Annotated in this window: 21 protein-coding genes; 13 read left to right on the top strand and 8 right to left on the bottom strand. The window is 44.1% G+C overall.

Annotation, left to right across the window (positions count from 1 at the left end; all coding sequences use genetic code 11):
• Positions 1-111: 111 nt before the first annotated feature.
• The 3 genes from ICN30_RS08225 (at position 112) to ICN30_RS08215 (ending at position 6,028) form a co-directional block, all read left to right on the top strand.
• Complete coding sequence (locus tag ICN30_RS08225) at positions 112-3,567, top strand: hypothetical protein (protein ID WP_216274714.1); 3,456 nt, start codon at positions 112-114, stop codon at positions 3,565-3,567.
• Between the two features lie 109 nt (positions 3,568-3,676).
• On the top strand, positions 3,677-5,416 hold the full coding sequence (locus tag ICN30_RS08220; protein WP_216274712.1) for a tetratricopeptide repeat protein: 1,740 nt from the start codon (positions 3,677-3,679) through the stop codon (positions 5,414-5,416).
• 129 nt (positions 5,417-5,545) lie between these two features.
• Positions 5,546-6,028: a hypothetical protein gene (locus ICN30_RS08215; RefSeq protein ID WP_216274710.1), complete on the top strand. Its 483-nt coding sequence runs from the start codon at positions 5,546-5,548 to the stop codon at positions 6,026-6,028.
• A 198-nt stretch (positions 6,029-6,226) separates the two neighbouring features.
• On the opposite strand, the gene ICN30_RS08210 is transcribed toward ICN30_RS08215, so the two are convergent.
• The 4 genes from ICN30_RS08210 to ICN30_RS08195 form a co-directional block, all read right to left on the bottom strand.
• A complete protein-coding gene (locus ICN30_RS08210) occupies positions 6,227-6,868 on the bottom strand; it encodes a hypothetical protein (RefSeq protein ID WP_216274709.1) in 642 nt (213 codons plus the stop codon).
• A 226-nt stretch (positions 6,869-7,094) separates the two neighbouring features.
• The gene (locus ICN30_RS08205) at positions 7,095-10,172 is read right to left on the bottom strand and encodes a DUF3987 domain-containing protein (RefSeq protein ID WP_216274708.1); all 3,078 of its coding nucleotides are present in this window, start codon (positions 10,170-10,172) and stop codon (positions 7,095-7,097) included.
• Positions 10,169-10,405, bottom strand: a complete 237-nt coding sequence (locus tag ICN30_RS08200) for a hypothetical protein (RefSeq protein WP_216274695.1) — start codon at positions 10,403-10,405, stop codon at positions 10,169-10,171. Before ICN30_RS08200 ends, ICN30_RS08205 begins: the two co-directional genes overlap by 4 nt.
• Positions 10,406-10,621: 216 nt before the next feature.
• The gene (locus tag ICN30_RS08195) at positions 10,622-11,833 is read right to left on the bottom strand and encodes a site-specific integrase (RefSeq protein WP_216274707.1); all 1,212 of its coding nucleotides are present in this window, start codon (positions 11,831-11,833) and stop codon (positions 10,622-10,624) included.
• A gap of 94 nt (positions 11,834-11,927) precedes the next feature.
• Between ICN30_RS08195 and ICN30_RS08190 the strand changes: the two genes are divergently transcribed.
• The 5 genes from ICN30_RS08190 to ICN30_RS08170 all read left to right on the top strand — a co-directional run bounded on the left by ICN30_RS08190 (position 11,928) and on the right by ICN30_RS08170 (position 15,212).
• The gene (locus ICN30_RS08190; protein WP_216274706.1) at positions 11,928-12,233 is read left to right on the top strand and encodes a helix-turn-helix domain-containing protein; all 306 of its coding nucleotides are present in this window, start codon (positions 11,928-11,930) and stop codon (positions 12,231-12,233) included.
• 50 nt (positions 12,234-12,283) lie between these two features.
• Positions 12,284-12,565, top strand: a complete 282-nt coding sequence (locus ICN30_RS08185) for a BrnT family toxin (RefSeq protein ID WP_216274705.1) — start codon at positions 12,284-12,286, stop codon at positions 12,563-12,565.
• Entirely contained in the window at positions 12,540-12,875 is a 336-nt protein-coding gene (locus tag ICN30_RS08180) for a DNA-binding transcriptional regulator (protein ID WP_216274704.1), read from the top strand. The genes ICN30_RS08185 and ICN30_RS08180 overlap by 26 nt, the downstream gene beginning before the upstream one ends.
• A 333-nt stretch (positions 12,876-13,208) precedes the next feature.
• Positions 13,209-14,927, top strand: a complete 1,719-nt coding sequence (locus tag ICN30_RS08175; protein ID WP_216274703.1) for a hypothetical protein — start codon at positions 13,209-13,211, stop codon at positions 14,925-14,927.
• A gap of 114 nt (positions 14,928-15,041) precedes the next feature.
• Complete coding sequence (locus ICN30_RS08170) at positions 15,042-15,212, top strand: hypothetical protein (RefSeq protein WP_216274701.1); 171 nt, start codon at positions 15,042-15,044, stop codon at positions 15,210-15,212.
• Positions 15,213-15,421: 209 nt separating this feature from the next.
• Here ICN30_RS08170 and ICN30_RS08165 read toward each other — a convergent pair whose 3' ends face one another.
• From ICN30_RS08165 to ICN30_RS08150, 4 genes are all read right to left on the bottom strand, one after another.
• Positions 15,422-16,012, bottom strand: a complete 591-nt coding sequence (locus tag ICN30_RS08165) for a hypothetical protein (RefSeq protein ID WP_216274699.1) — start codon at positions 16,010-16,012, stop codon at positions 15,422-15,424.
• Between the two features lie 295 nt (positions 16,013-16,307).
• Positions 16,308-18,950, bottom strand: a complete 2,643-nt coding sequence (locus ICN30_RS08160; RefSeq protein ID WP_216274697.1) for a primase-helicase family protein — start codon at positions 18,948-18,950, stop codon at positions 16,308-16,310.
• Entirely contained in the window at positions 18,947-19,183 is a 237-nt protein-coding gene (locus ICN30_RS08155; RefSeq protein ID WP_216274695.1) for a hypothetical protein, read from the bottom strand. Before ICN30_RS08155 ends, ICN30_RS08160 begins: the two co-directional genes overlap by 4 nt.
• Before the next feature lie 216 nt (positions 19,184-19,399).
• Positions 19,400-20,611 carry a tyrosine-type recombinase/integrase gene (locus ICN30_RS08150; protein ID WP_370626619.1) on the bottom strand — a complete coding sequence of 404 codons (1,212 nt, stop codon included), beginning with the start codon at positions 20,609-20,611 and terminating at the stop codon, positions 19,400-19,402.
• Between the two features lie 107 nt (positions 20,612-20,718).
• On the opposite strand from ICN30_RS08150, the gene ICN30_RS08145 reads away from it, so the two are divergent.
• From ICN30_RS08145 to ICN30_RS11765, 5 genes are all read left to right on the top strand, one after another.
• Positions 20,719-20,982 (top strand): helix-turn-helix domain-containing protein, encoded by a 264-nt coding sequence (locus tag ICN30_RS08145; protein WP_216274693.1) that lies wholly within the window; start codon positions 20,719-20,721, stop codon positions 20,980-20,982.
• Between the two features lie 70 nt (positions 20,983-21,052).
• Positions 21,053-21,334: a type II toxin-antitoxin system RelB/DinJ family antitoxin gene (locus tag ICN30_RS08140; protein WP_255533178.1), complete on the top strand. Its 282-nt coding sequence runs from the start codon at positions 21,053-21,055 to the stop codon at positions 21,332-21,334.
• Entirely contained in the window at positions 21,315-21,644 is a 330-nt protein-coding gene (locus ICN30_RS08135) for a type II toxin-antitoxin system YafQ family toxin (protein WP_216274691.1), read from the top strand. The genes ICN30_RS08140 and ICN30_RS08135 overlap by 20 nt, the downstream gene beginning before the upstream one ends.
• A 225-nt stretch (positions 21,645-21,869) precedes the next feature.
• Positions 21,870-24,734 (top strand): hypothetical protein, encoded by a 2,865-nt coding sequence (locus ICN30_RS08130; protein ID WP_216274689.1) that lies wholly within the window; start codon positions 21,870-21,872, stop codon positions 24,732-24,734.
• A 113-nt stretch (positions 24,735-24,847) separates the two neighbouring features.
• Positions 24,848-24,911, top strand: a 64-nt coding sequence (locus ICN30_RS11765; protein WP_223146557.1) for a transposase, incomplete at its 3' end; no start/stop codon positions are given.

The raw sequence follows: 24,911 nt of genomic DNA, 5'->3' as shown, positions 1-24,911 counted from the left end.
ATGGCAACGGCTTAATCATCGAATACAAAATTAGAAAGTAACTAATTGATTTTTCTAATAATTTATTTGTAGTCGGATCGTCCACTCACTACTGGTATCGACACAATTACGATGGCTGGTTCAGGTACTGTGTCAGGAATTATTGATTTTGGTAACGGCACTTCTGCTGCCGCTAGCACAACAATGAATGCCAATGACAATATTACTGGTACCTCAGCAACTTCAGGCGATGTGTTAAAAGTGTCTTTACAAAATGCTGGTGGCGCTATCGGCGCGACTACTGCTGCAACGGCTCAAGTTAATACAATCACAGCTGCTACAGTGACTGCAAATGTTCAACAAGCAAACCAATATGTATTCGCTGATACAACAAACGCAACTACAGAAACCTTCACATACGGCACAGGTAGCGGCAGCTTCACATACAGCACCAATACACAAGCAACTTCAGCGGCAAACTTTATTTCAGCTTTGAATTCTGTCGCAGGCTCTACTATTGCCTTTATCGGACAAACATCAAGCACTAACACTGCGAGTACTGCTTCAACAACTTTGGTGCTTGGTACTGCCAATGCTAATATTAAGGCTGGAATGTCCATTACAGGTACTGGTGTGGCAGCTGGCACAACAGTGACAGCGGTTAATGGCGCAACACTGACACTTTCACAAGTTGCTACCGTTGGCGCAAATGCTGCACTCACATATGGCGGTGGTACTGCTGGTGTAACTGTACTAGCTCCAACTGCAGGCACTGCAACGCCCGCAATCGCTTTTGGTATTCCAGCAATCGTTACCACTTCACTGGTTGTTCCTAATGTAAAAGGCAATCAAGGTGATGTTGTTAACTTTACTTATAACGGCTTATCTGGCTCTTATGTAATTGGTGCCACTAACGATGCAACTGTTACAGCAATGGTTACAGCAATTAATGCCGTAACAGGTACTACTGCAACTGCGACATCTACTGGCACAACAGGCTCAAAAGTTGTAACGTTGACTGCAGCCGTTGCCGGAACACCTTTGGCAGCCATGACATTTACAGGTACTGCTGGTGACATTCCTACATCTACAGTGACTACCGCAAATGCATCATCTACTGGTGCAATTAGTTTCGGTAATAACAGTGGTTTAGATGCCTTATATGTAAATAACATTTCTGGTCAAGCGGCAACTATTGATCAAGCAAGTGTTACAGGTGCAACACAATTGTGGGCAGATCGCTCAACAGGCGCTGTTACCTTTACAAACGTTGGCAAAACAACAGCTATTGGAATTAATGGCAATGGTACATCCACTCAGTTAGGTGCAGTAACTGCGACATCAATCGCAGGAACTACATCCGTAACTCTGGCAGTCAATGGTGGCGCAAATGCTGGTGCCGTTACATTGAACGCTAATGCTGATGGTTTACTCAAGACAGTAAACGTAACTTCTACTGGTGGTGCGCAAACATCAACAGCAGGTCAAGTAAATAAAGTAGCTTCTTTAGCTGCTACTGCGACAGCAACTACTGTTGCTATCAATGCTGCTACTAGCCTTGATTTAGGTACAGGCATCACTGGTAGTGCTTTAACTACATTAACAGTTGCAGGCGCAGCTACTTTAGTAACTTTAGGTACAAACGCCCTTGCTTCCACAGTGACATCAGTTGACGCAAGTGGAATGACGGCTGGTGGTGTTGCTGCTGTTCTTAATACAGGCGCTCCTACAGGCTTTGCATTTACTGGTGGTGCTGGTAAAGACACAGTTACAGTTACTGGTGCATTCACTAATACAGTTGGCGCAATCAACGGTGGTGGCGGTACAACGGACACTATTAAGTTGACTACAGTTGCAATGACAGCAGCCACTGGTGCTAAGTTCAGCAATTTTGAAATTTTGAACAACAGCATCACTGGTGGCGTAACTCAAGATGCTTCAGTTGTTGCTGGTATCGTAAGCCTTGAAACACAAGCAGCTGGTGCTGGTTTCTCCAGCATGACTGCAGGTCAAGCGGCTAACGTTGCTATTAAGGCTACTCTTGCAAATACAGCTACTACTTATCAGTTGCTAGACGGTACAGGCACAGCCGATGTATTGGGATTAACATTTACCAATACAACAGCTACTACAGTTGAAAATGCAACAGCTCTTGCAATCGGTGGTTTTGAAACATTGAATTTAACTGTATCTACTGGTGGTACAGCTGTATTCAATACGGCCGGTACTTTGTTAACTGCCGGTACGGATTTTGGTAGCATTGCTATCGGTACAGCTACAACAGATCTCAAAACAGTAACCGTTTCTGGTGCTTACGCTGCTAAGGTTGATATCAGCTCTAACGCAACTAGAGTAACTACTTTAAATGCAAGCGCTAATACCGCCGGTGTTGAATTGTCTATCGCTGGTCAAACTGGTGCTTTAGTAGTAACTGGTACATCAGCAAATGACCAAATTAACGTTGGCACCAAAGGTACTGGCGGCACTCCATCCATTACTGCCGGTACTGGTAACGACGTTATCACTGGCACATATGCAAACATTGCAGCATTAAGCTCGTTGACTGGTGGTACAGGTACGGATACTGTAGCGTATACAGACACAACTGGCGCTGTAACAGTTGTTGATGCTAATTTTGCAAATGTAACTGGTATTGATAAGTTCACCTTTGCTAATACATCAGGCGCCCTCACATGGACTGTTGGTGGTTATGAGAATGCCTTGGTAACATCTACAGGCGGTGTTTTGGATGTAACAGCAGCTGCATTGACAACGGGCGCTTTAACATTCGATGCTACTGGCCTATCAGGCGGAAATTCATTGAAGTTGTCCACCTCAGTTTCTGGTGACGTTGCAATTAGCATCACTAGTTCTGCTGCAGGAGCTGACAACATTACGGTTAATGCAACAGGTATTACTACTACGACTAAGATGGTAGTGGTAGATGCCTCTGCAAATACATCCTCTGGTGTAACAATGAATCTTGCTGGTTCAACAGTTGCTGCTGGTACTGCCAACGTTGCTAAGGGCGGCACGGGTGCGGATACCATCACTCTGGGTACAGACACAGATACTTGGTTTATCACTGGTGGCGCTGGTCAAGACACAATTACTACTGGTTCTGGTACCGATACAGTTGTTTACACAACCAAAGCTACCTCAGTTGGCGCTGGTGGTATTAACGTTGACTCAATTGTTGGATTTACAACAACTGCTGACAAGATCGGTTTAACCGCATCTACTACAGCAGGTTACTTGTTAAATGGAGTAACGTTAACAGCGGGCGGCACATCTACTGCAGCAACGATGGCCTCTACTGTTGTGGATACAACATCAGTTGGCTCATTGGCTGATGTATATGCTGCAATTACTGCTAATGCCTACTTCGGTTCAGGTAACTTTGCAGGATCAGCAGCAGCAGCTGGCGCTAACCAAATCATCGCAAAAGAAATTAGCTTTGCAAATGGTGCTGCAGCTGGTTCATATGTAGTTGTTAACGATGCAATCGCCGGTTTCCAGGGTGCAAATGACCTGGTAATTAAGGTTGGTTCAGCAACTATTGCTGCAGGTGACTTTGTAGTGGTTTAATCTCCCTAAAAAGAGAAACCCACAGATCACCGTGGGTTGCAGTAAACCTAGTAATTAATAAGCTTTATGAGAACCCCACTTCGGTGGGGTTTTTCTATGGTGAAACAAAATGAAAATAGACACAGTATTTTTGAGTGCATTAAATGCTCATCAGCAAGGTGACATTAAGTCTGCTCAATTAGGATATAAGAAAATTCTAAGAGTTAAGCCATTACATTTTGATGCACTGCATCTATTGGGGGTCTGTTATTTCAATGACCAAAAGCTTCAAGAATCAAAGCAGCACATTAAGCGTGCATTAGTGGTTAATAATAAATTTGCTGAAGCCCACTTTAATCTTGGAAACACCTTGCTTGCATTGGGAGAGCTAATAGAGGCAAAACAGTCCTATCAGAAAGCGATTGATTTAAAAACAAACTACATTGATGCCTATAGTAATTTAGGTACTGTCTTGAGGTCTTTAAGCGAGCTTGAACAAGCACAGCAAGTCTATAAGAAAGCATTACAAATCGCACCAAGTGTTCAACTTTGGTATAACTACGGCAATATTCTGGCTGATCAAAAGCTATTTGATCAAGCAAAGGTAGCATTTAAAAACGCAATAGAGCTAGATTCCGAGGCATTTGCTGCATGGGATTCACTCGGTAGCATCTATGCAAATCAAGGACGATATGACGAGGCATTACCCAATTACCAGAAAGCAATAACATTACAGCCAGAGTTTGCTGAGGGACATTCCAATATCAGTGGTGTATTTATAGAACTCGGTAAATTAGATAAAGGATTGAATCACGCAAAAAAAGCTTTTGAGTTAAATCCTGATAATATATTTGCCTTATCAAACTTAGGTTCAGCCCAAATCAACAATGGATTATTTGATGATGCCTTCTTAACTCTACAGAAAGCATATGAGATTAACCCACGATTTTTAAAATGCAATTCAGCATTAGGTCGACTAAATTGTCTTCTTGGGCAATGGGATAAAGCTATTGAAAACTATGGGATCTCTTACAAAATAGATCCTGAAAATGAAGGGCTAGAAGATGGGGTCTACTTGGCAGTATTGGCTTACTTGCTAGGAGATGCTAGCAATTGCCAAAGGTATCTAGAGATAACCAAGTCTGCCAAAGACGGCGGGCTATTAATTCATAAGGGTGCTAAGGCGTATTGGTTATTTTTAAACAGATTGTTGCAGCATTTCCAAGATAAGAATTACATTGCGCGGCCTGCTCGAATCCATGTTATTGGTGAGAGTCATTCCTTGCCATACTCTGGCCTTGAAATAACGTTTGACGACCAAATTATGCAATGTCAATCACTATGGATTCCAGGCTGCAAGCAGTGGCACTTAGGCAATACACAACCAAATCAATATAAAGCAGCAGTCATAAATCATTTTCGGTCACTCCCCAAAAGCTCAACAGTCTTGATGGCCATTGGCGAAATTGATTGCCGTCCCGATGAAGGAATTGTGAAGTTTATGTACAACAATCCAGAAATGGCCATTGATGCAATTGTGAATGAAACTATAAATAACTACTTAAACTGGTTGGTTCAAGCCAATACTGAAATGCAGCATCAGATCATCGTATCTGGAGTGCCTGCTAGTAATATTGACTTCAATAAACTAGAGTTCATCAGTAAATTAGGCTTTGCTGAATTACTTTCGACATTCAATGAAGTGCTGAAAAGTGAAAGCCAAAAGCGTGGGTTTAAGTTCCTAGACATCTTCTCAATGACCAATTTTGGGGATGGTGTTTCAAATGGTAAATGGCATATCGATGAATTTCATTTGAGTCCAGCGGCAGGACAAGAGGCATTCAAAAATCATCTCACCTTTAACCCATAGATCAGCGTAGGTTGCAGTAATTAATAAGCTTTATGAGAAACCCCACTTCGGTGGGGTTTTTCTATTGGGGGTCGGTGTTGAATTAGGGGCTAAGATGGTTAAAAGTAATTTGAGGCAGAGTAAAAGGCTATGAGTAAAGAGAAGGCTATAACTCCTATTTTAGGAATTGAATCAGCGGCACAGTACTGGATGGAGATAGTTCAGCCTAACTTTTTGCGATTTAATAGCGAACCCACGGCTAGAGAGGCTTTTAATTTATGCTCATCTTTGTGGCATTTAATTGACTGGGTTGAGAAAGATTTACGAACGAATCCTAATCGCTTAAGCCTTGGCGATCTCAGGAATCAATTTGAGATTAAATGTAGCGCACTAAGTGCTTTGCATGACATTGCAACAAACTCTAAACATGGTGGTGTAAGCAGGCCTCGTAGCTCCATAGTCTCTACCAAAGCGATAATTCATAGCGTCAATTTCTATTTTGGATCCTCAGACCCAATCAGTGAACATTCTGCTAATTACATAATAGAGCTAAGTAATGGCGATCAAGTGATGCTTCATAAGCTCGTAGAAGGGGCTTACTTGTTTTGGAGTAACTATTTCAAACCAAAATAAATAATTCATTGCCAATCATGGCAACCCTCAAATTAGCTCTTTCACAGGGCGAGTGAGTCAATTTGACGGGATTACTTATTTGGCTATTTGGGCGCGAGTTAATCCAATAATTTTGGGCCCCTCAATAGAGCATTGATCTCCTTAATCATCTCCCTGATCTGAGCGCTATTGCCGGTCTTGACGGCATTGCGAGATGACCTAGCTTTTCCTTCTAGGGTTTTCGCGCCCGTCGATTTTTCCCACGGCCTCCACTGTTGAATCAATTCTCTTTGCTTTTGTTTTCGCACTTCTGTCCAGCCGTTTGCCATTTGATCTCTCCAAAAGTTCGTTTTGTGGCGTGATGTTTTTTTCGCCAGAATTAATCACCTGTTGATGCCCATTTGCAATGTTGGCTTGCTTTATAAAGCTGGTTTGATTTGGGCGCTTGAGTTGCACGAGGGAATCCAAAGTAGCCCTTGATTGGTTTTGCGCCTTAAAACACAGATTCATGATCATTTGCATAGTTGAGGCGTCCTTTTGCCGTGCAGCTCGTACAGAAAGGCTATTAAATGCCACGTTTAATGCAAAGGCTTGGGTAATGAGCATTTGCTCGGCTATCGCCAGTTCACCATTGGCAACATCCTTAAAATGCCTCTCAAGCAATTCCTTGGTGTATTCCAGCGATATCTGGTCTTCATCTAGAGCGCCATTGCGGCCCATTACCTTTGCGGTTGATGCGCCTAAGGTCGCTTGAGATAGGTAGTAGTCAGTCGATGTTTTGAGCTCATCTTGCCCATCTATGTGCTTCAGAAGCAGCAGATTGGGATTAGTTATTTTTGGCTTTCCTTTGGGGATAGTCATGGCCTTACCCAATGCTTCTTTAAATGTGGGGAGTTATATTTAAAGGTTTTAGTAATACATTGATAGAACCGATAGAACCGATAGAAAAAATTGAATAAAAACAAATGTCCTACCTCTCTTTTCTGAGTAGAGAGATAGCAAAGCATAGAAACCATTCGATTTCCTATCGGATCTATCGGTTTTATATTCCCAGCATCGGAACTGGATAAAAGTTGCTTTAAATAGTTCACTTGCATTTTTCCTGAGCAAAATTGATCAATCTAATAACCTTAAGCGTTTGTTTCTTACCATTGCTTTTTTGTCTTATGCTGTTAATGACTTCAATAACGGGTGGCACAGCAGTCGTTAGTCTTGCAATGGCTGCTTCCAACTTATATTTACCTTGTTTTTTGTCATAACCCAATTTTCGGGCCAGCTCTGTATAGCTAGCTTGCCCTTCAAAGGCGGCTAAAGCACCAAGTACTTTTTGGGCATCTCTAGACACGGCCTCATTACTCATGCGATCTTTTGCTGTGGCAACCACCTTATTGATGGTCTGTGCGGAGTAATCAATCCAGGCAATCGCAGCCTTTAGGGCAGGAAGCGAGACCGAAGTTTCCCCGTTCATAGTGGCGAGAATAACGGCCAGCTTTCTGGTATTGGTCTCTAACCGACCATGCAGTCGCTGCGCATCAATTGAAGCTGCTCGTAAAGTGGTAATTCGCTTATATTCACGGTCCCAATGCTCTACTGCATCCACATCCATCGAGATGGCTGTTGCTCTTGCTTCTTCACTCGGATTTAGGGTTTGGTAAACCCTCAGTAAATTACTCCAAAGTCCATTAATCATCTCCTCCGTACCTTGAGTCTTTGTAGGCATTGCTACTAGTTTATTGCGATGAACATGAAGAGGGATAAATCGATTAGAAAATCCATTGTCTGCATTTTTAGCAATATCTTGCTTATCAAATAGCAGACCATTAAATTCGTTGGGGGTAATCGAGCCTGATATCGAGACATATGGGTTCTGAACGCTAACTGGCTCATGTCTTGTATTGGTCTCTAGGGGTTTGCAGTCATATGCATTACGAATCACTGCTGAAAGTATTGAGCCCGCTTTCTTAGTTTGCGCCAAAATACCGCCGAACTCAGCTACGTCAATAAATAGACGCTTATCCAATACCCCTGGATCTTCTATCTCTTTGCCATTAGTTGTGTGCGTAGAGGGATCTCTGATTGCTTCAATTACACCCTCCCCGGTAGAAACGCTATAGATCACATTTAATGGCCTGCCACAATTGGCTAATGCTCGTGGGAACCCAGATTGATACTCAAGGTTTTCTATCTGGCCCCTCAATCTCTCCATTTCACGCCTTAAGTCAACCTCTTTTTTGCGAAACTTTTGCATAACGGACTCTGGCTCTATCAGGGTAAGCTCATACTCCTCAAGGGTGGCAATAAGCTGCTTTAGCCTAGCCTTATCGGCCAGAAGTATTATCTGACCATCTTCAATACTCTGTAAGCGTATGACATACCCTTTAGTGCCACAAGCGCTATCTAAATTTGCCTTAGCTTTCGCAAGGCCAGCCTCCTTCTTTTCGATTCGATCTTTAAGAATCTCAATTTCAATTTTTAGTTTGTTAATGTCATCATTATCAAGATGCTCTAGGATGCTGATCGTTTTCAAGCAAGCATTTAATGCATTATCTTTGGCGCTACATTCTGCATTAGCGCGCGAGATAGCAAAATTTATACCTTCTTGTTTTGCATAAAGATGCTCTGCTCGGCTACGAATGCCTGGCGCTAAGATGCGATTGGGAAGCTCTGATGACGTCCCTTTGCGCGCATGCCCAGACAGACCTACTGATAGGACGTTAATATTGCACCCAACTTTTTCATCGCCAATTTCAATGTAAAAGGGCTCCAAGAACATAGACCATTGCGCGATTAAGCCAGCTGCAATGCCAACCTTAGTTGCTTCAGAATTTCGCGTCCCTTTTTCAACAATATTAGCTAACAAACCATAAAACATCGACTCATCTTCCTTGATCGACTCCATGGCAGACAGGTAAATGTCACCCTCCTCATCTTCATGGGTTGGCTCGTGGGTAGATGTATTTTTTTCTGTAAAGTCATCAGCAAAATCATCAGCAGCAGTGGGTGCCTTACCTTCATGTAAGTAAAAAATCTGACCATGGTGGGCAAACGATCGAATGAGGGGTTTGTCTTGGCTTGAGAAAATCTTTGCTACCTGCGCGCCCCCATAAGACCATTCCAGCGGATCTCTACAGGTGACCTCGTGGTATTGCTCAGGATCGGCAAGAATCTCTTTAACAGTAACAATCTGACCATCGGATAAGCAGATCTCAGCATCCTCATACAAATTATTACGTAAGCTTGCGGCTACCACATCAACAGCTTCATCGTGACTGAAGCCTTTGGCCTTCATCTCTTTAATGCGCTTGTCAATGTAGGCCTTTGCTTGCTCGGAGCAGGCATCCCGATACGCATACTTAGCCTCAGTCACTAATTTATTAAACTGAAGTACCTCTTGAGCGCTTAAATCTTTGAGTGCTTCTTTGGTATCGAGCAACTCATCGCCCAGCTCAGCTTCATATATTTCAATCTGCTTATTCTGAGACATACCAGCATCTAAATGGGCTCGCATATACAAAGGTTGAGAAGACTCTCGCATAGCGAGATCCACAATGCTTCTATCAAATGCTGTGCCTGTTTCTCCAATAAAGATATAGCCATAACCAGCGAGCCATAGCCTTTGATGCAGTATCTCCAAAGCCCTTGGCACATCTGTAGCATCTTGAATCATGAACAGGGTATGAATGCCCGTGACACCCGTTAAAAGCTCGCCACTTGCATCCACAACATTTGCCCCTGTCGAGGTAGTTTGCAGCATCGAATAACTGGCTAATTGCGGTATCGCGGTATGTAATTGGTGCCTGATCGATTCAAAGCCACCTGTAGAGCGCTTATCTGCCTCATCTGTATCAATCACGAGTAAACCTGGAGCAGCTCCAAAGGGAAAGCTCTGCGCATCCCTAGAGGCTTCCCCTATCCCTTTTTTGGATTTAGGTCTAACCTTAAGGTGCTCGTGCGTGGAAGTGCCAGCGAGAATGACGTCATTGGCAGAGCAGGTTTGTATGACACTCTTTAGCTCGCTATAGGAGTTAACTGAGAGCAAACTGGCATTAGCTTCAGAGTAATAACCTACAGTCTCTTTCTTAAGCTTGTCATTAACCTTAGAAAAAATCTTTCCCGCTCTTTTGGGATTGAGGATGGTCATTTTGGTGAAGGTAGCAGCGCTCATACCGCCTCCTTCAATTTCTCAGTAATTTGAGCAACCGACCAAAGCAAGCGTTTACCAATTTTGGTTGGGCGAATACCGTAGGCGTGACCGGTCAGGCAGTAGCTCTTGCGAACCGTCTGAGGCTGAACATTGAAGACCTGAGCGAATTCAGGCGTAGTGATTAGATCCCGGTTACCAGCGACAACTGATAATCCTTTAGGGATGCGGTTTTGCGAATAGTCTTGGTTATCCATTTGGACTCCTCATGCTTACAACGACCCTTTATGGGTCACGGTGCATGCCTGAAGTAGTCCAAGCGCCCTGCGAAATGGGCTTTGTTTGTTTCTGGTCTTTCCCCTATGTCAATCAATAAAAATCATTGATATGCACATTATATCCACATAAACTTTTTTATGTAAGGGGTAATTATAAATTTTAGTTGTATTTATGCATGTCACCAAAGTGGATTGCTAGATATTTCTATAACCCAGTTGATCGGGTGTTACAGATTCAATTGCATACACCATACCTCCTGCCATCTGATGAGCTGCATCAGCAGCATCAAGCAAAGTATCTTGAGACAGGTGGGCATATCGCTGCGTCGTTTTAATCTGCGTGTGACCCAGGATCCGCTGCACTTCATACAAGGAGCGGCCTGCATTAACTAAGAACGATGCAAAGCTGTGGCGCAGATCATGAATGCGCACATCTGCAAGACCTGCTGCGATTCGAGCAGCGTTCCATGAATTAAAGATCGAGACATACGGCTTACCTGTCTTCGGATTAGGAAAGACCCACGGATTGCCATCTGTATGCGGAACATTGGCGAGCAAATGCAGCACACCGTTAGACAGTGGCACATAACGAGGACGCCCTGCTTTGGTAATCGGAATACGCCACTGACGGCGATCTAAATCCAAGTCCTCCCAACGGGCATCTAAGACTTCCCGTTTACGAGCACCGGTCAGAATGAGCATGGGGATAATGTATTGCAGTAAGGCGTTATCGCTATCCTTTAAGACACCATAGAGACGCTCAGTTTCTTCTTTTGTAAGGTAACGCTCTTTCTTGCCCTCTTGGTCATTGAGCAGGGCTACATCTTTGGTGGGATTAGTCTTAACGCCCGGAATATCCCAGCGAATGGCAAGATTAAAGGCGTAGCGCAGCAGAATCAAACTGCGGTTGCAGGTGCCTGGCTTATACCCTTTGGCATGCAAGCCATGGTGAAAATCGATGATGTCTTTGCGGGTGATTTCATCCAGGTACTTTTTGCCGAGCACGGGCAGAATCTGGTTGCGCAGATAACTATCGTCGGAGTTGGCAGCCTTCTTATAACTTCGCACAAACGGCATGTAGCGCTCCGCAATAAACTGCTCAAATGTCGGAACGGATTTTTTGATGGCTTTTTCAGCGGCCGGATCTTCGCCCATGGCGATTTTGGATCTAGCGATATTAGCCATTTGCCGTGCTTGGCTCAGTGTGATGTCTGAGGCTGCTGCCAGCTTCATTTGGTGTGAGCGACCCCGCTCATCGGTGTAGCGCAAATAGTAGGTTTTACCCCCAGATTGACGCACTTCCAGCATCAAACCTTTACAATTTATATCAAATACGTCCCATTTAGCTTTCTCTTTGGGGCATACTAACTCTTTAACGAGTTCGGCATTGAGTTGGAGTTTAGGCATATCATCCTTTAGATGTCAAATGTAGCGTTTGTATTACTTATTTAATCTTAATAATTACATTTTGAATCATAACTAAGTTGATGTCAATACTGGTATGCACATTAAACAAGCCCTAAAAGTCGCGGTTCTGGTCAAGGCCTTGAGAAATGCCTTTAATCTGAGTCAAGACAGCTTGGCCGATAAGACGGGCTGCTCTCGCCCTACTATTAACCGCATGGAAACAGTGGGCGAAGCCTCCCCCCGAACTGATACCGTAGATGACGTTCTGCGTTACTTTTCAGAGCAGGGAGTCGAAGTGCAGGTATCGGATGAAGAAGTTGTGATCCGCTTTACAAAAAAAGCCCTTCTCAATGCCGAACATGGCATTGCACAGACACCACAGCCCAAAAAGCGATCCTAGTACCAAGTATGGTTATTGCATTTCATAGTCCATTGGACTATAGTTAGACTATGGAATTCGAATGGGACGAAGGCAAAAGCCAAGCGTGTTTTGAAGAGCGTGGTTTTGACTTTGCTTATGCTGCAACTGTCTTCTTTGACCCAGACCGACTGATTGAGTTAGATGAGCGCAGAAGTTACGGGGAAGAGCGCTACCAAGCTATCGGTCGTATCAACGGCAGACTCTATGTCGTGGTGTTCACACCAAGAGGAGAGGCGACCCGCATTATTTCAGCCCGTAAAGCCAACCAACGAGAGGCTAATTATTATGAAAACAGTACGAATCAAGATTGACCCAGCAACGCCAAGCAGCTTAAAGCAAGGCCGCATCAACCTGACAAAGGTAGATGCCACTACCGAAGAAGAGATCTCGGTGCAGATGCTTGCTGATGAACATGAAGCGATGCTCGATGCTGCTAAATTTGCACGCCGAGTCCGCAAGCGCCTAGGCCTGAGTCAAGCTCAACTATCAGAGCGCATTGATGTATCCGTTGAAACCATTCGCAACTGGGAGCAGGGCAGACGTTACCCAACTGGTGCTGCGAAGACACTCCTCAAGATTTTGGACCGAGCGCCTGAGGCATCGCTAGCAGCTCTGCACTAACTTCTGAAATACACCCGAGAGTCCCGGCCAAACAGCCGGGATTTTTGTTTATGGGTAACCAGTAGGTAGGGCTCAATGTAACCAATCTGTAAGTAATTGATTTTGCTACTAATTTAATAAAAGTGCTAAATAAGCCAAAAGATAGCCCCAATTCAGTCTGTAGGTTCTGGCAAGGTGCTAAGGGCAGGGTGACTTAATAAGAGAAAATATACCTTATGAATCATATAAATAACATTATGAATCATTAGTCCACTCACTACTGGTATCGATACATTTAACGGCGCACAAGGTGATGACGTATTCAATGCAACCTTAGGTGGAAGCAGTGGCACATTGCCTACATTGAACACTTTTGACACCATCAATGGTGGCAATGGTTCAAATACATTGCAAATTGAAGGTAGCGCCAATGTCTTGACTGGCACGATCACCAATATGCAAAACTTGGTCTATGGTGGATCTATCACTACATTAGGCGCAATTAATACTAATTTGGTTGGCGGTTTGACAAAGGCTGCATTGCAAAATACAACAATTGCTACCTCCGCAAACGGTACTACAGGCGGACAGGCGATTACTGGCCTTAACAATGGCGCTACTGTTCAGGTTACTGGAACAATTGCAGCAGCTGACTATGTAAGAATCGCTAATACATATGATGTAGGCGCAACTACTGCTAATTTAGCCTTTGCAAATGCAAGTTCATCCGGCACTGGAAACTTTATTGTTGTAGAAACAGCAGGCACAACTACTGATACATTAAATACATTGACTGTTTCAGGTAGCACAAAGTACACATCAGCAGCAAGTTTCACCAAAGCAATCCTAGCTGATGGAACTGCAAATGATATTACTACGCTAAATGTAAATGCAGCAGCTGGCGGTACTTTAGCTTTAGTTGTTGGCGACACATTCATTGGTTCAACATTAACTACGATCAATGCATCAGGCTCAACAGGCAACACGATCATCGATAACACTGGTACCGCTACTGATTTGACATACACCGGTGGTGCAGGTGATGACATTCTCTACATGGATTTCACATCCATTAACTCTAGCGATGTTATTACTGCGGGCACAGGAACTGATTCGTTGCGCCTGGACGTTGCAATTGGTGCAACATCATTAAACTACACAGTTGCACAAGTAGGAAGCACTACGGTTTACACTGCTACACCAACTGCACAAGGTTACGCACTAATTAACGCTACAGGCTTTGAGCAAGTTGGCTTTAATTTGACTGGTAACGGTACAGACAATGATGTAGTTGTATTGGACATGAGCAAGCTAACAGCATCTTCAGTTCGTGCAGAAGCTAGCCTCTCTGTGACTAAGGCTTTGGATGCAGACACATTTGTTGGTGCACAAGATGTAACATTTACTATTGCCCATGACCGCTCTGCTATTGGCCCTAACTACTCGTTCTCTGGTAGCGGTATTGCCAACGTATCAGTAGAATCAGGTAAAACTGTGACTATAGCTTCAGTTGAAAACGATGGCGCTGGTGCCGCAGCTTCTGGTAATAGCGATTTTGCAAAGCTTGTTTTAACTGGTTCTGGCAATGTAACATTTAATAACTTAACAGGTGCTGGCACTACTGTAGCCACAGCGGGTGGTGCAACCGTTGATGCTTCGGCTCTCTCAGGTAGCTTAGTATGGACAGGAAATACAGTTCAAACTGATTATGTTACTCTAGGCTCAGGTGCCGATACTTTATCGATTACTGGGTCTACTGCAGCACTTTATGATCGAGTTACAGGATTTGGTACGACTGATAAAGTTACATTAATTACTACGTACGCCGCAAGTGCATGGGCAGGATTAGTTACCGTTGACAGTGGAATTTCAACTGTTTCAGCTGCAATTACCGATGCGGCAACACAAATTGCTGCTACAAGCGATGAGGCTGGCTACTTCCTATTCAACGGAAACACCTATGTAGTTGACCTGAATAGTACAGATCCATCTTTGGCAATTCAACTTGTCGGATCGCTAACTTTAGGTTTTGTTGATCCTTCTAGTGGTAATAGCTATGTTCAGATCGCCTAATCTCCCTCAAAAGAGATCCCCACAACTCACCGTGGGTTGCAATAAGTAATACGACTAACCCCTATCCAAAAGATAGGGGTTTTTCTTTTATTCACTCTGTAATTGGATTGTCTAATGGCAAACATCAAGATTTACGGTAATGACGAATCAGAATGCAGTCTTTCTCAGGATGTACGTACTGAGGAAGTAAAAAAGCCTGAACAAGAGGCTGAATTCAAAGTCAATGCCGAACTGCTTGATAACCCAGAAGCACCTCAAGTGCGAGTGATTAATAACCTATCTTAAGAAACCCACAGATCACCGTGGGTTGCAGTATCTAGGAATTAATAAGCTTTATGAGAACCCCACTTCGGTGGGGTTTTTGTTTGTCTGAGCCTTCTGGTTGCGATTTAACTAATTGTTAATCAATCACCCTCTTTTGCTCTCGAAGCAGTTTATTCAATTCAGCGAGTAGATTTTTAGCAAAGCTAGATCCGTTCTTATAGGCATTTTGACTAGACCTTGCTTTTCCTTCCGGAGTTTTGGCGCCCGTCGACTTCTCCCATGGTTTCCATTTTTGAATTAATTCTTTTTGGCGCGCCTTGCGTTCCAATGTCCAGCCGTTTGCCATCGTGTACCTCCAAAAGTTCGTTAGGCCTATTTGAAAAGTTTTCTAAGTTGTTGATTTGCTGATGCACATTGGCGATATTGGCCTGCTTCACAAAAGTACTCGTGCTCGGCTGCTTTAATTGAATTAAGGTCTGTAGGTTCGCCTTAGACTGCTTTTGCGCCTTTAGTGCAAACCGCATATGAGATTCAAACTGGGGTAAGCCTTGCTGGCGGATAGCAATTTCAGATAATCGGGCAAACATCATATTTAAGGCCGCCGCTTGCGAGTAAAGCATCTCTTCTAGCCTACTTAAGTCTCCCGATTTAATGGCCTTTAAGTCTCTGTGGAGGGCATTTCCAGCCATCTGATAATTGAATTGGTCGCCTATGGAGAATGCATCTATTACATACGCAGCTGTAGTCCTAGGATCTAAAAAATAGCTTCCAATATCCTCTGTCAGCTCACCATCTTTGGGGGCGACTTTAATCTTAGGCATAACTCACCTCTATATGAGGGCTAACCCTGCAGCACTCGTTACTATCTTTAGTGGGCATTTGAATCATTTCTTCTTCTCCAATGTTGTTTACGGAGGATGATTTCTCCTGGCATCATGCGCTGTAAATCTGTTACACAGTTACGCACGGTTACGCATTTTTCCTAAAACTACTTATAAATATCAATTTCAAAATTCTTTTTAGAACTTCTCGTAACACCTCGTAACAGATTCGGCCTTAAGCCATATCCTATATAGCTTGTAGCCTGTTACGAGGGTCGTTTAACTAGTTCATATTTCAGTCCTCTGCATCCAAACATAGGAGTAAATCGTGTACCCATGACCCAAGGCCGGTAACTTCCATTGTTTTCTTAATTGTTAAAAGGGTTAATCTAAGAACGCTAAATGCTTTTACAAGCGCACTTGTATTGGCTTCTCCCTGTTGATTAATGTACTTTTCATGATTACGCAACACGATCACTCTCTCGGGCTTTGTTTTTAGGGCGAGCGAATCAAGCGACGAAGTGATGCGGCAGGGCTTTTTAAGGCTTCTAAACCCGTGCCTTTCCATCGTTCTGCGTATCGCTGGGGTTGTGATATTAGGTGCATATTCGGCCGACTCCTCCTGAAGAGCTGATGCAAATTGCTTGGCTGTAATCACATCAGCCGGCCATCTACGCAATATCAGCTCCATCTGCTCATCTAGTGCAGACTTTGACTCATCTTGAACGGATTTTTTGCCAGTGCTTTGCCTAGCATGATCGCCAGCATTGAAGGCTGATATGTCCAATGCCCCCAGATATCTGGCCACAGCCTCTATAAACATTGGATCCTCTAGCGCGCTATAGAGCGTCTTAAAGTAATCAGCATCCCTAGGCTTATCCTCGGAGATCACTACCTCAAAGCGCCGGTCTGTGTGATCAATGGGTATTGCTGCCCTGTGGTTAGAGAAATACAGCATCCGACAGGAGTTGTATTCAACACTCTCGCGCCCATACTTAGGGCGAATTAATCGCTGTGCTTCGGTGGTGAACTTCTTAAGCTGCTCAAAGAAGCGATATTGATTGCCTGAATTACCTTCTCGGATCTCATCCACAATGCCTAAAATCTTGCCTGACACCACACCATTAAAATTTCCCTCAAGTAGGTGGTTTAAATCAAGGTGCGCGGCAACTCGCCCGAACCATACCCTCACCAATACTGCAGCCATCCAATTACGACCCAATCCAGTATTGGTGGCGACATGAAGCCAAGAGGTATGAGGCAATTCCCCGGGCTTTTGTTCGATGTGGGCTAGCCACCTCAAAAACCTAGGAGCATCTTCTTTGAACAAAAATTTCACATGATCAAGGAATAAACCTAATCCATGCCTATTGCAATCAAAGTCTTGGGTAGATCTCTCAAAAGACTTCCATGTATTAATGCAATCACGCCCATGGGGGTCTAGTTCAAACAGCTTCCCACCGGCTTTAAATGTGGTTGCTGTAGCCGTCTTGCGAGTGACCCCATTTATCCAGAACTCAGAAACTTGTCCAACCTTCGGTTTATGGTCTTTAATAAAGTCATGCTTACTGGCTGCGATATACCTATCCCAATCTATTTTGGACATTGGAAAGCGCGGATCATTAATGTCTGCAACCCTAGAACCATCAGTAAGAAAGACAAAGCGCTCCAATGCTTGGTCTAGTGTAAATATCTCTGGCAATAGCTCTCGTTCACCTTGGCCAATACGGACGCTCTCTTGACGTTGCTGCTCACGCCGCTCTTGCGCTGTTGGTGGCTTGCCTCGGTGTAAGAAGTAGGTTTGACCATGATGGGCAAATGATTGAATCAGCGGTTTGTCTTGGCTGGAGAAAATCTTTGCCACCTGTGCTCCCCCATACTCCCACTCCAAGGGGTCTCTACAAGTGGCATGATGATATTGCTGAGGATCAGACAGGATATGTCCAACTGTAACGATCTCGCCATCAGATAGGCAGATCTGCACATCCTCATACAAGTCATTACGCAAACTTGAAGCAACAAGATTGACAGCCTCTTCATGGTTAAGACCTTGCGCCTCTTTCTTTTTAACTTGCTCCTCGCTATAAGTCCTAGCCTTCTCTGAACAAGCATCCCGCTCATCTTCTTTGGCCCTAGCCACCAATGTATTGAAATGCTCTAACTCCTCTTGGCTTAAATCTTTAATCACTTCTTTGGTGTCAAGTAACCCATCACCAAGCTCACCCTCATAAATTGCAAACTGCTTATTCTGAGACATATCAGGATCCAGGTGCGCCCTCATATATAAAGGCTGCGATGACTCGCACATGGCCAGATCAACAATGCTTCTGTCAAACGCTTTGCCCGTTACTCCAATGAAGATGTAACCGTGGCCAGCAAGCCAAAGCCGTTGATGAAGGGCTTTTAGGGCTCTGGGTACGTCTGTAGCATCTTTGATCATGAATAGCGTATGGATGCCCGTGACGCCCGTTAATTTCTCACCATTCGCGTCTATGACATTTGCCCCGGTCGATGTGGTGTGCAGCATCGAATAACTGGCTAATTCGGGTACAGCATCATGCAACTGGTTCGCTACTGATTCAAATCCGTCACTAGCTCGCTTATCTGCCTCATCGGTGTCAATAACAAGTAAACCTGGAGCAGCTCCAAAGGGAAAGCTCTGCGCATCCCTAGAAGCCTGTCCACTACTCGCTTTGGCTTTTGGTCTTACTTTGGTATGTTCTTGCTTAGAGGTGCCAGCAAGAATCAGTTCATTAGCAGAGCATGATTCCAATTCATTTTTTAGCTCATCGTAGGTGTTAACAGCCTGCAAATAAGCATCCGCTTCAGAGTAGTAACCTACAGTCTCTTTTTTGAGTTGGCTATTAACTCTAGAAAAAGTCTTGCCCGCCTTTTCAGGGTTAAGGATTGTGATTTTGGTAAAGGTAGCAGCGCTCATACTGCCTCCTTCAATTTCTCAGTAATTTGAGCGACCGACCAAAGCAAGCGTTTACCAATTTTGGTTGGGCGAATACCGTAGGCGTGACCGGTCAGGCAGTAGCTCTTGCGAACCGTCTGAGGCTGAACATTGAAGACCTGAGCGAATTCAGGCGTAGTGATTAGATCCCGGTTACCAGCGACAACTGATAATCCTTTAGGGATGCGGTTTTGCGAATAGTCTTGGTTATCCATTTGGACTCCTCATGCTTACAACGACCCTTTATGGGTCACGGTGCATGCCTGAAGTAGTCCAAGCGCCCTGCGAAATGGGCTTTGTTTGTTTCTGGTCTTTCCCCTATGTCAATCAATAAAAATCATTGATATGCACATTATATCCACATAAACTTTTTTATGTAAGGGGTAATTATAAATTTTAGTTGTATTTATGCATGTCACCAAAGTGGATTGCTAGATATTTCTATAACCCAGTTGATCGGGTGTTACAGGTTCAATTGCATACACCATACCTCCTGCCATCTGATGAGCTGCATCAGCAGCATCAAGCAAAGTATCTTGAGACAGGTGGGCATATCGCTGCGTCGTTTTAATCTGCGTGTGACCCAGGATTCGCTGCACTTCATACAAGGAGCGGCCTGCATTAACTAAGAACGATGCAAAGCTGTGGCGCAGATCATGAATGCGTACATCTGCAAGACCTGCTGCAATGCGAGCAGCGTTCCAAGACCCAAAGATAGAGACGTATGGCTTACCTGTCTTCGGATTGGGAAAGACCCATGGATTGTCATCTGTATGCGGGACATTGGCGAGCAAATGAAGCACACCGTTAGACAGTGGCACATAACGAGGACGCCCTGCTTTGGTAATGGGAATACGCCACTGACGGCGATCTAAATCTAAGTCCTCCCAACGGGCATCTAACACTTCCCGTTTGCGAGCACCGGTCAGAATGAGCATGGGGATAATGTATTGCAGTAAGGCGTTATCACTATCCTTTAAGACACCATAGAGACGCTCAGTTTCTTCTTTTGTAAGGTAGCGCTCTTTCTTGCCCTCTTGGTCATTAAGTAGGGCTACATCTTTGGTGGGATTAGTCTTAACGCCTCGAACCTCCCACTTGATCGCTAAGTTAAATGCATAGCGCAATAAGATGAGACTTCGGTTGCAGGTCCCTGGCTTGTACCCCTTGGCATGCAAGCCATGGTGAAAATCGATGATGTCTTTGCGGGTGATTTCATCAAGGTACTTTTTACCGAGAACAGGCAGGATCTGGTTGCGTAAATAGCTATCGTCTGAATTAGCGGCTTTCTTATAACTTCGCACAAACGGCATATAGCGCTCGGCAATGAACTGCTCAAATGTCGGGACTGATTTTTTGATGGCTTTTTCAGCAGCCGGATCTTCGCCCATGGCGATTTTGGAGCGGTATTGATTCGCTAGGTCTTGAGCTTGTTTAACCGTGATGTCACATGCATCACCCAAGCGGGTAAGCCGCCTTTTCCCATGGGTATTTCTCCAAAGTAGAAAATAGGTCTTCCTGCCGTTTGGCCTGATTTCGCAGAGCAGATTTTTAGTTGCCGAATCAATCAGCACATACTTATCTTTGCCCACAGGACAAACAATAGACTTTATAATCTTCTCTGAAAACAACAGTTTAGGCATTATTAAAGTGTTTATATGAGTTTAATTAATATCATTAGTGTTTATTTTAACACTTTTAAGTGTAGTGTCAACTACTTTTTCCAAATTTCTTACCTAAAGGTATCGGGATGAGCATAGAAAAAGCCTCTTTTGCAGCCCTTTGCCGTGGCTGTAGGGCAATTTTGGGATGGTCTCAGTCTGAGTTAGCGGAAAAAACCCAGATGGCTGTTACTAGCATTGCACGCATTGAGCAGGGCGCAATCAATCCTAGGCATGACACCGTCATGAGCTTATTTCGTGTCTTTCAGGAATCGGGGATTACGGTCTCGCAAGATAATTATCGCGGCGGATTTTCTATTACGGTAGAGGCCCATCTCTTTGAAAAACAATAGGTTAGGGTATTTGCCCTATGCTAAAGAAGGGCGTATACTCCTACAATGTAGCTACAAAAAGGAGTAAATCATGCCTGTTACAGCACTAAAAAACAATATGGAAGCTGAGATTAGAACTCGGGTGACCTCAGACTTAAAGACTGAGGCAGTACAGATATTAAATAGCTGTGGACTTAATGTGTCTGATGCTGTGCGTCTCTTTTTAACGCAGGTAGTAACGCATCGTGGATTGCCATTTGAAATCAAGATTCCCAATGCCACCACTGTTGCGGCCATGAAAGAGTCACGGAAATTAGTCAGCGCTAAAGCCCAGTCATTTGATAGCCTTATCAATGAACTTGAAAAAAAGTAAAGCGAGCAAGAAAGCACAGCCTTTAAGAGATTGTTTAAAGACTAAGCAATTTGTAAAAGACTGGACTAGCTTAGCTGCATCTGGAAGGTATAACCTCAATAACCTAAAAGAGGCCATGCTTTTACTGATCGCCAACGATCAGTTACTTGGTGCTGAGTGGTTGGATCATGCATTAAAGGGTGAATGGGAAGATCACAGGGAATGTCATGTCGGTGGTGACTTCCTTTTGATATACAGAATAGAGCAGAGCGGTAAGCACGAAACGGTTGTATTTGTTCGAGCTGGATCACACGCAGATTTATTTGAATAATATTGCTGGTAATTTACTGGCAGCATAAATTCATAAATGTCTTAGAGCATATTCTGCTGAGGCAATATTTCAACTAGTTGATCCATCTTTGATAAAAAATGGAATTTAATTGCTGGTAGTTTTCTGGCAACTCTAAAATTATCAGTACAAAACAACAATAATGTTTTAACAATCAATCACTTATAGTTATCATCCTTTCGTCCACTCACTACTAGTAGCGCAATATTGACTGCTTCAGCTTCCGAGGGCGTAACTCCTGCTGATAAGTTCTTGACTACCAGCAGCAATACAATCGATGCAAATAATCGTTTGAGCGACAACGTTTTCATTTCGGATCCAAGCACAACTGACAATGATGTCTTAATTGCAACCCTTCTTGCCCCAACTGATGCTCCGGCACCAGTAATTCAAAATGTTGAGACATTTAATGTTCAGTCTGCAGTGGCTGGCGGTAAGCTCTCAATGGCTGCCATCACGGGTGCAAATACAGTAAATGTACTTGGATCAAACAGCGTAGCATTGTCGGGCTTGGTTCAAAATGGCTCAGTTGACTTTGTGCTACAAACAAACAAGGCATTAACTCTAGAGGGCAAGTCAGCTAGCTCCACCGCAGATGTGTTTAATCTTGGTATTCAAGGTGCAGCTACAAGTGGCGCGTCTATTACCCTATCGGACAGCACTGCAGGAACTGCCGTTGCAATCGCAGAAGTTAACCTTGAGAGTTTAGGCACTACAACAAATATACTCAATCTTGTTTCGGTATCAGCGGATGACTACTCAGGTATTACCGCCCTGAACATTGCTGGTACAGCGGGCTTGAATTTAACCACCAACTACGCTGTTAAATCCACAATCGATGCATCCGAACTTGAGGGCGATCTTTCTCTCAATTTGGTTGGCTTGACCGATGCAAGTATCGACTTTGCCGATTACATTACTGGCTCTGTCCAGAATCTAACACTTTCCGGTTATGCATTAGATAGCTCAGGAGTTGTCGCAGATACAACTGGTTTAGATGGCCTGGAGTCAGTATCACTTGCGGCAAATACGGCTACAACTGCAACTGATCTCACCTTAAATGTAAATGCAGGTGTAGGCGTTAACCTGATTGCAAGTGACACTGCAGACGATGATGCGCGCATTGTGGTGACAGGTGCTTCTACCGGAACGGCTGATACTCTTGATCTCGGCATTGGCGGCGCAGCTGCCGTCGATTTTGCAATTGTTACAGCCGCTGGAGTCGAGACTTTAAATATTGCCTCAACCACCACATCTGCAACTGCAGTCACTAACACTATCGATGATATTGGAGCTACTGCCGCATCAGCCTTCACAGCGATCAATGTTACGGCCGCCGCAAATGCTGATTTGGGTCTAACCAATACCTACGTTAAAGCTGGCACAGCAGCTGCATCCAATGTGGTAGCGCTGACAACTGCTGGTGATGGCGATATTGCATTCGGCAATATTGTTACAGCTACAGGTGGCGCTGCACTTTCTGGTATTAATGGAATTACTCTCTCAAGCGCAGGTGCAGGCGATCGTAGCTTTACGATTGCAGCAGCTGGAGACCTCAAAGCTACAGCCTCAGCATCACAGGCCGCTGGAACTGGAGTCGTGCTAACAGGTGCCGGTACCGGTGATATTGTAATTAGCGCAGCTGCTGCTACTCTGGATACGCTTAAAGTTAATGCAACTGCATTTAGTGGGGAAGCAATCATTGCAACCGACGCAACGACAGGTGCAATCAATGCCACCAACTGGACTGGCGTCGACACACTGTTATACACTGGCAACCGTGCTACAAACGGTGTTACTAATCTTGCTGCCGGTGTTAAAGTCGTGGCCACTGCAGAAACTACGTCTTTGGTTGAAATCACTAACAAATCCGGAGTGACGGAGCAGACAGTAGAGATGGCGCATGATGCTGGAACTTCTGCAATTACTGTTTTGACAGCAAACTCAGTACGTACCCTTGACATTCTTACCAATGATGGGGCGCGTACAGCAAATTCAACCTTCACTGTTGCTACGTTAAATGCTACATCTGCTACCGAGATCAACATTACGGCCGATGAGTTTGCGGGAGTATCTGTTACAAACGCGTATACGACACTAACACCCGCAGTTGGATTCCGTGATGTCGTCGTTAACATGAGAGGCGCTGGTGCAATTGATTTAGCCGGCGGATTAACAGCAACAGCACTTGATAGCTTAACAGTAAATGCATCCGGAGAGGGCGCACGTGCTATTGGCGTATTAACTGCTTCGGATCTCATCAGCGGATCAGAACTTCGCCTCACTGGCGATCAAGACTTGCTGATTGATGCATTGAAGATTGTAGCTGCTGATGGTGAGACCATTGTGAATGACTCTTCTGCTGATCTCACAATTACAGCGTTAACAGGTACAACTATTGCCACTACTAAAACACTCACATTAGACCTAACTTCAGTTGAAGGCGGGGAAACCTTTACGATTACAGATGCTAGCGCTCTTGACTTTAAAGTCAGTGCCAAACTAGCAATTTCTGGAAATAAAGATGTTGTGATTGGTTCTAATGAGGCAACTTCACTAGTTATGCAAAGAGCATCATCTGCTAGTGATGATTCAATTTTGGATTTAACAGAGTTGACTGGTGCAGTGACCGCGTTTATTCAAGACCTAGAAGGTGCTGATACTGACGTTGCCGACATTAAACTCGGTACCGGTGAAACCACCATTACTCTTTACGGAGGTGGCGTGGACGGCGCCCGAGTACTAGATGACGGAATCTTTGATTTCCTCTTCAATGCGGATGGTGTTGCTGACACATCAATCACAGGATTCCTGTCAATGACAAGTGGCACAGAAAACGATGACATTCTCAACTTTTCGGATTTCGATTTCGGTACCGCTGGTGAAATTGTAACTCTTAGCTCAATACGTGCGGTTGTTGAAAACACATTGGATCAACAGATTCTTGAAATCGTTGATGTTGGCAGCAACCTTGAGATCACGTCATTGACAGGAGCTTTTGACGGAACGATTACTTTAGTTGGTATCGATTCAATTACTAAGATTGAGATTGATAACTTTGTATTTGGTTAATAGTCACCAAAAGTAGCTTTACGTATTACAAACACCCCTCGTGAGAGGGGTGAATCGCTACCACTTCTATAGACACTTTCTAGCCTAATATTTAGTCTATTAGGAGGTGTGTCATGAGTACAAGAAGACGGTTTACTGAAGAGTTCAAGTTAGAGGCAGTCAAACAGGTAGTTGAAC

The organism is Polynucleobacter sp. 31A-FELB (genome assembly GCF_018882405.1).
GTDB lineage: Bacteria > Pseudomonadota > Gammaproteobacteria > Burkholderiales > Burkholderiaceae > Polynucleobacter.
The sequence above is the reverse complement of the archived record's forward strand: the minus strand, read 5'-3'. Positions and strand labels throughout refer to the sequence as shown.

Excerpts from the sequence above, each read along its gene's own strand:
- ICN30_RS08225 (WP_216274714.1), top strand. The coding sequence starts at position 112 with ATGGCTGGTTCAGGTACTGTGTCAGGAATTATTGATTTTGGTAACGGC.
- ICN30_RS08220 (WP_216274712.1), top strand. The coding sequence starts at position 3,677 with ATGAAAATAGACACAGTATTTTTGAGTGCATTAAATGCTCATCAGCAA.
- ICN30_RS08215 (WP_216274710.1), top strand. The coding sequence starts at position 5,546 with ATGAGTAAAGAGAAGGCTATAACTCCTATTTTAGGAATTGAATCAGCG.
- ICN30_RS08210 (WP_216274709.1), bottom strand. The coding sequence starts at position 6,868 with ATGACTATCCCCAAAGGAAAGCCAAAAATAACTAATCCCAATCTGCTG.
- ICN30_RS08205 (WP_216274708.1), bottom strand. The coding sequence starts at position 10,172 with ATGAGCGCTGCTACCTTCACCAAAATGACCATCCTCAATCCCAAAAGA.
- ICN30_RS08200 (WP_216274695.1), bottom strand. The coding sequence starts at position 10,405 with ATGGATAACCAAGACTATTCGCAAAACCGCATCCCTAAAGGATTATCA.
- ICN30_RS08195 (WP_216274707.1), bottom strand. The coding sequence starts at position 11,833 with ATGCCTAAACTCCAACTCAATGCCGAACTCGTTAAAGAGTTAGTATGC.
- ICN30_RS08190 (WP_216274706.1), top strand. The coding sequence starts at position 11,928 with ATGCACATTAAACAAGCCCTAAAAGTCGCGGTTCTGGTCAAGGCCTTG.
- ICN30_RS08185 (WP_216274705.1), top strand. The coding sequence starts at position 12,284 with ATGGAATTCGAATGGGACGAAGGCAAAAGCCAAGCGTGTTTTGAAGAG.
- ICN30_RS08180 (WP_216274704.1), top strand. The coding sequence starts at position 12,540 with ATGAAAACAGTACGAATCAAGATTGACCCAGCAACGCCAAGCAGCTTA.
- ICN30_RS08170 (WP_216274701.1), top strand. The coding sequence starts at position 15,042 with ATGGCAAACATCAAGATTTACGGTAATGACGAATCAGAATGCAGTCTT.
- ICN30_RS08165 (WP_216274699.1), bottom strand. The coding sequence starts at position 16,012 with ATGCCTAAGATTAAAGTCGCCCCCAAAGATGGTGAGCTGACAGAGGAT.
- ICN30_RS08160 (WP_216274697.1), bottom strand. The coding sequence starts at position 18,950 with ATGAGCGCTGCTACCTTTACCAAAATCACAATCCTTAACCCTGAAAAG.
- ICN30_RS08155 (WP_216274695.1), bottom strand. The coding sequence starts at position 19,183 with ATGGATAACCAAGACTATTCGCAAAACCGCATCCCTAAAGGATTATCA.
- ICN30_RS08150 (WP_370626619.1), bottom strand. The coding sequence starts at position 20,611 with ATGCCTAAACTGTTGTTTTCAGAGAAGATTATAAAGTCTATTGTTTGT.
- ICN30_RS08145 (WP_216274693.1), top strand. The coding sequence starts at position 20,719 with ATGAGCATAGAAAAAGCCTCTTTTGCAGCCCTTTGCCGTGGCTGTAGG.
- ICN30_RS08140 (WP_255533178.1), top strand. The coding sequence starts at position 21,053 with ATGCCTGTTACAGCACTAAAAAACAATATGGAAGCTGAGATTAGAACT.
- ICN30_RS08135 (WP_216274691.1), top strand. The coding sequence starts at position 21,315 with ATGAACTTGAAAAAAAGTAAAGCGAGCAAGAAAGCACAGCCTTTAAGA.